The 6,789-nt window shown below is 46.9% G+C and carries 3 protein-coding genes; all 3 read right to left on the minus strand.

The window, feature by feature from the left end; genetic code table 11:
* Positions 1 to 198: 198 nt before the first annotated feature.
* The gene (gene ppdK / locus I6E38_RS13910) at positions 199 to 2,922 is read right to left on the minus strand and encodes a pyruvate, phosphate dikinase (RefSeq protein ID WP_235394554.1); all 2,724 of its coding nucleotides are present in this window, start codon (positions 2,920 to 2,922) and stop codon (positions 199 to 201) included.
* Between the two features lie 182 nt (positions 2,923 to 3,104).
* A complete protein-coding gene (locus I6E38_RS13915) occupies positions 3,105 to 3,968 on the minus strand; it encodes an ATPase (RefSeq protein WP_235394555.1) in 864 nt (287 codons plus the stop codon).
* A gap of 286 nt (positions 3,969 to 4,254) precedes the next feature.
* Complete coding sequence (locus I6E38_RS13920; protein ID WP_235394556.1) at positions 4,255 to 6,501, minus strand: inorganic phosphate transporter; 2,247 nt, start codon at positions 6,499 to 6,501, stop codon at positions 4,255 to 4,257.
* Positions 6,502 to 6,789 lie beyond the last annotated feature (288 nt).

Below are 6,789 nucleotides of genomic sequence, written 5' to 3' on the forward strand. Positions count from 1 at the left end.
CTGCTTTAAGAGGAGTAACGGATATAAAATTCTTTCTTTTCAGACTTACAAAACTATATGCTTAATCCCCCTGATTTATCGGATGAGCCATTCTTTCTTTGGCATATATTTTTTGTTTTACATGTTTCTATAAAATAAAAATGCAAACGCCGATTTATAGGCGTTTGCATTTTTTTATCTGATTATTTTATAAATCGCTTAGTCTTGCTCAATCGCACCTTGGGCGGCCGCAAGTCTGGCAATAGGTACTCTAAACGGAGAGCATGAAGCGTAGTTCATACCTACCTTAGCGCAGAACTTAACTGATGAAGGTTCACCACCGTGCTCACCGCAGATACCGGTGCGGAGGTTAGGACGTGTAGCGCGACCGTTCTCAACAGCCATCTTGATGAGCTGGCCAACACCCTCCTGGTCAAGAACCTGGAACGGGTCAACCTTCAAAATTTTCTTCTCCATATATGCTGGGAGGAATGAAGCGATGTCGTCACGAGAGTAGCCGAAGGTCATCTGTGTCAAGTCGTTGGTACCGAATGAGAAGTACTGAGCCTCCTCTGCAATCTTAGCAGCTGTAAGGGCAGCACGAGGAATCTCAATCATTGTACCAACCTCAAACTCAACCTCTACGCCGTACTCTGCGAATACTTCCTTAGCGGTAGCGAGGATGATAGACTTCTGCTGCTTGAGCTCCTGTACAGTACCGATGAGCGGAACCATAATTTCAGGACGTGGGTTGAAGCCTTCCTTCTTCAGCTGGCAAGCAGCACCGAGGATGGCACGTGTCTGCATAGCTGTGATTTCGGGGAATGTGATGCCAAGACGGCAACCACGGTGACCGAGCATTGGGTTGTTTTCTGCTAATGAGTTAACACGTTTCTTGATTTCTGAAACGCTAACACCCATTTCATTAGCCATAGTCTCCTGACCAGCCTTATCGTGGGGAACGAACTCGTGGAGAGGTGGGTCGAGCAAACGGATGTTCACATGGCAACCGTCCATAGCCTTGAGGATGCCGTAGAAGTCGGCCTTCTGATAGGGGAGGAGCTTGGCAAGAGCCTTCTCACGACCCTCTACAGAGTCAGCCAAAATCATCTCACGCATAGCAACAATCTTCTGGTCGTCGAAGAACATGTGCTCTGTACGTGTCAGACCGATACCCTTAGCACCGAACTGACGTGCAACCTTAGCATCGTGAGGAGTATCAGCATTGGTGCGAATCTCCATCTTGGTATACTTGTCGCAGAGGTCCATGAGCTCCTTGAAGTCGCCTGAAAGCTCAGCAGCCTTAGTCTCAATCTGGCCAGCGTAAACCTGACCTGTAGTACCGTTCAATGAGATGTAGTCGCCCTCTTTGTAAACAACGCCTTCAATCTCGACAGTCTTGGTCTTGTAGTCTACATTGATAGAGCCTGCACCAGAAACGCAGCACTTACCCATACCACGAGCTACAACGGCAGCGTGAGAAGTCATACCGCCACGGGCTGTAAGGATACCTTCAGCAGCTGACATACCAGCGAGGTCCTCAGGTGAAGTTTCGATACGAACCATGATTACCTTCTTTCCATCATCGTGCCATTCCTCAGCATCGTCAGCGTGGAATACAATCTGACCGCAAGCTGCACCTGGAGAAGCAGGAAGACCCTGTGTGATAACCTTAGCCTTAGAGAGAGCCAATTTGTCGAATACTGGGTGCAAGAGCTCGTCGAGCTTCTGCGGTTCGCAGCGAAGAATGGCTGTCTTCTCGTCAATCATACCCTCGTGAAGGAGGTCCATAGCAATCTTAACCATAGCGGTACCAGTACGCTTGCCGTTACGTGTCTGGAGGAACCAAAGCTTGCCTTCCTGAACGGTGAACTCCATATCCTGCATGTCGCGGTAGTGCTTCTCAAGCTTGTCCTGAAGAGCGTCAAGCTCCTTGTATAGTTCAGGCATTGCCTCTTCCATTGAAGGATAGTTAGCAGCACGATCTTCTTCAGAGATGCCGGCACGCTCAGCCCAACGCTGTGAGCCAATCTTTGTAATCTGCTGCGGTGTACGGATACCAGCAACTACGTCCTCGCCTTGAGCGTTGATAAGGTACTCGCCGTTGAAGAGGTTCTCGCCATTACCAGCATCGCGGCTGAAGCAAACACCAGTTGCAGATGTCTCACCCATATTGCCGAATACCATAGCCATAACAGAAACAGCTGTTCCCCACTCGTCAGGAATTCCTTCCATCTTACGATAGAGGATAGCGCGCTCGTTCATCCAGCTGCGGAATACAGCGCAGATAGCACCCCAAAGCTGCTCCTTAGGATCGGTTGGGAAATCGCTGCCTGTCTGCTCCTTGATAGCCTTCTTGAAAAGCTCAACAAGTTTCTTAAGAGACTCTACAGAGAGGTCCTTATCAAGAACAACGCCCTGCTCCTCTTTCACCTTCTCGATGATAGCTTCGAACGGATCGATATCTTCCTTGTTCTCTGGCTTCATGCCAAGGACAACGTCACCGTACATCTGTACGAAACGACGGTAGCTGTCGTAAACGAAGTGTGGGTTGCCTGTCTTCTCTACCATGCCTGCAGCAACCTCGTCGTTCAGACCAAGGTTGAGGATGGTATCCATCATACCCGGCATTGAAGCGCGGGCACCTGAACGTACTGAAACCAAGAGAGGATTCTTCGGGTCGCCGAACTTGCAGTTCATCAGTTCCTCTGTGTGAGCAACTGCAGCGTTTACTTCGTCGGTTAGCAGCTCTACAATCTTCTGCTGACCTACCTTATAATACTCATTGCAAGTGTCGGTTGTTATTGTAAAACCAGGAGGCACCGGAACACCGATATGGTTCATCTCAGCAAGGTTGGCACCCTTGCCACCAAGTACCTCACGCATTGAAGCGTTACCTTCGGCCTGTCCATTACCGAAAGTATAAACTCTTTTTTCGTTCATAAGTTAATTAGGTTTGTTTTTTATATTTCTTTATTATATGTTTTTTCTATTTGCAAAGATAATTCCAATTTCGGAATATACCAAATAAATTTAGCCAAAAATGCAATGTCTATATTGCATTTCTATATAGTTTATCTGTTATCGCAAACATTTTCATTGGTTATCGTTGATATTTGTAAATATCATAATGTCATTTTGTAATATTCTAACAATCCGTTGATTGGACTTTTTAATATCTTTCCGACAGTATAGCCGTTGATTTCTGCTGCTTTATGCAATTGAATGCTGTAGTAATGGGCTATGCTGCCTATGGCATTTATCACGGGTGTAGCGCCGCTGCTGATATATTGTCTCAAATTCTTGTTGATGAATTGCTCGAAGTTCATTATAACGAGTTGCTCAATGTCGGGATTGTCTATGTGTCGGGCTGCAAACTGCGATAAAGATGCTAGAAATCGGTTGGGGGCTGGCTGTCTATATACATTATTTATTATATCAGACAATTCCAGTTGGGTTTCTTCTTTAAAACTATTGCACAGTTGTTGGGATAACAATCCTTTGAAAACTGCATTGACTATTAGTTTGCCTAGAGCTGCTCCGCTGCCTTCGTCGCCAAGAATGAATCCGAGTGGTGGGGTGTGTAGCGTCATCTTCTGTCCGTCGTATAGACATGAGTTGGAGCCGGTGCCAAGTATACACACCAATCCTTCTTTGTTTCCGCATAAGGCGTGGCATGCCGCCATTATGTCGCTTTCTATTGTTATTGCCGCATTTTTGTGGAATACGTTTCTCAGCATTTGGCCGATAATGTGGGTCTTGTCGGCCACGCAGCCAGCTCCATAGTAATGTATCTGGTCGACGTCGTTGAGATTTATGGCTTTCTGTCGGGCCTCGACTTCCATATCGACTTCAATTGTCTGCCTTACTTCTTCCTGCGACTGCACCACTGGGTTGATGCCCTTGGTGTGTATTGTATGTGTAGTGTGCTTGTGGCTGACGAAGCACCAGTCGGTCTTGGTGCTTCCACTGTCTACAATAAGTATCATATTTTTTTATTTCAAGTAGAGATAGTAAATCGCAGCTAGAGCAATTACTACTATTGCTGTTAAAACAAGTTTGATAATGCAACCGGTAATCTTCTTGAATATCAGAAAACCAAAGATTATTGCTACTATAATGAATACGTAATAACCAAAATTAGAAGACATAATTTACTCTTTTTGAATTTTTGTGCAAAGATACAACAAAAAATCGGTTAGTCAGATGTTCTTGACAAAAAGAAAAAAGGGTATGACCTTCATTGGCCATACCCTTCAATGGGATATTATTCGATTAGTTCTCCATAAACTTCTTGGCGGCGCGCAGCTGATGGCGCATGTTGCTGAGCAGCTGCTGGCTCTCCTGAAGCACGTTGAGATATACGAGCGACACCTTGAGGTTGCTGTTGTCCTTGGCCTGCTGTATGCGGTCGATGTGGTGCTTTCTCACTACTGAGAGGTTGTCCTTGCATTGGTCGGCCATGGCAAGAGTGTCGCGATAGTGCTCGAAGCGTGATGTTGAAATCTGAGCCTCGGTCTGCTGCATGAGGTCGTTGATGCTGTTGCGTACGGCTATGAACTCGTCTATGTAGACCTGGGGCAGCGGATTGAAGTTATTGTCGACGTGCTCCTTGATGGGGTCGAGCATGCGGCGCAAGCAGTAGAGATACTGTTCGGAAGAGTTGATGCCCAGATGGAACCATGTGTTGCGCTCGATGGCAATCTCGGCAGGTACACGCTTCAAGGCGAGCAGCTCCTGGCGTCTGTACTTCTTTAGGATTTCCATTTCCTTGTCGAGGTTGGACAGTACGTGTCTGAGTATCTTCGGACTCTCACTCTCCAGTCCGTTGATGATTTCGTTGAACTGTGTCAATGTGAAGCGGGTCATGAAGCTCTGTGTACGCGATACGTGCTTCTTGAGCAAGTCCCAAACGATTTCGGGGTCGCGGGTGCGCATCATAAGCTGGAACACATCCTCCTTGCCAGCCTCCTGCTCCTTGCGTTTGTAGTTTCTGTTGCTGCGGATAAGCAGGAAGATAACCAGTGCCATCAGCAGAACCTTTGCCAAAGCTCCTCCGTAGAAAATAACTAGGCAGACGAGAGCACAGGTGGCGAATGCAACACCGGCTGTGATGAACCATCCACCGATAACGCTTATCACACCCGTAACACGGAATACTGCACTCTCGCGGCTCCAGGCGCGGTCGGCCAATGAAGAGCCCATTGCAACCATAAATGTTACGTATGTGGTAGACAGAGGCAACTTATAGTTGGTGCCGATTGTGATGAGCATTGAAGCCAGAACAAGGTTTATGGCAGCTCTCACTACGTCGAATGCGGCGCCGTCGTTAAGCTCAGCCTCCTGCTTGTTGAAGCGTGAGTCAATCCATCTTCTAAGACCTACGGGCAGCATCTGGGTGATGCTTGAACTTGAATCTTGAGTGATTCTCACTACACCACGAGCCACACGTGACGAACCGAACATCTCGTCGCCCTCGTCCTGACGGCTGAGGTCTACAGAAGTCTTGATTACGTTTCGGGCCTTTTTGGATGTAGCCATAGCAATAATCATTATGACACCGGCAGCCAGCAGGAAGAGTGGGGGAGTCTGTGCCGAACCGTTAAGCGAGTCCATCATATAGTTGGTGGCACCTACCGAGTTGGAGTTGGCGATGAAGTCCTGATAAGAGTCGAGACCTGCGAGAGGCACGCCGATGAAGTTGACAAGGTCGTTGCCGGCGAAAGCCATGGCAAGGGCGAATGTACCCATGAGCACGATAAACTTGAACACGTTTACCTTGAGCAGATGGATTATCTCCATTACAATGGTAGAACCGATGAATGTGTAGATGATAAGAGCAGTCATGTTGTTCTCAATCCACATTCTTGTGTCTTCAGCGATGAAGCGCGACTTGCCCATTCCCTTAAGGAAGATGAAGTAAGAAAGGGCTGTGAAGGCGATACCACCGAAAATGGCTATCGACCAGCGTGAGTGCTTGCGGTAGTTGAATGTGAACACTATACGTGAGAGCCACTGTACAACAATACCGAATACGAAAGCAATGGCTACGCTGACAAAAATTGCCACGATAACGCTTAACGCCTTGTCGGTGTTGAGAAGGTCGCCGAATGAGAGCGAGGGGTCGCCTGCAATCTTGATGGCAGCCAGAATAAACGTTCCGCCCAACAACTCAAACACGAGCGATACGGTAGTTGACGTAGGCATTCCCAAGGTGTTGAAGATGTCGAGAATGATGACATCGGTTACCATCACGGCGAGAAATATTGTCATTACATCGTAGAACGAGAAGTTGGACGGCTGCATGATTCCATGCCTTGCAACGTCCATCATTCCCGACGACATTACAGCACCTATCGCCACACCTGCCGATGCTACAATCAATACTGTGCGAAACTTGGCCACCTTGGCACCAATCGCACTGTTCAAGAAATTCACGGCATCGTTGCTGACTCCGACAAAAAGGTCGAATATAGCCAGACATAGCAAGAATGCCACAATCACAAGATACATTGTTTCCATATTGCTTTTTATAGTATGAATGGGTTTGTTTTGTATTTTTTTTACGCTGCAAAATTATAATTGCAATATTACACGTGGTTTAAACACATATTACAATCCTGTTACAAGCCGCATTTGGAGGTAATACAAGCCGCATTTGGGGTTAATGTCTGTTAATAATTTCTGCCAAAGTATTGTACTTTCGCAATAACATCGTAATTTAGTGAAGCAATTATATTAGGGATTGTCGTTTAATTCTTTCAGTCGTGGACGCATAGAGGTCATCTTGGTATTTGATGCTCCGTGCAA

Origin of the sequence: Leyella stercorea (genome assembly GCF_021531355.1) — a bacterium.
Taxonomy (GTDB): Bacteria; Bacteroidota; Bacteroidia; order Bacteroidales; family Bacteroidaceae; genus Prevotella.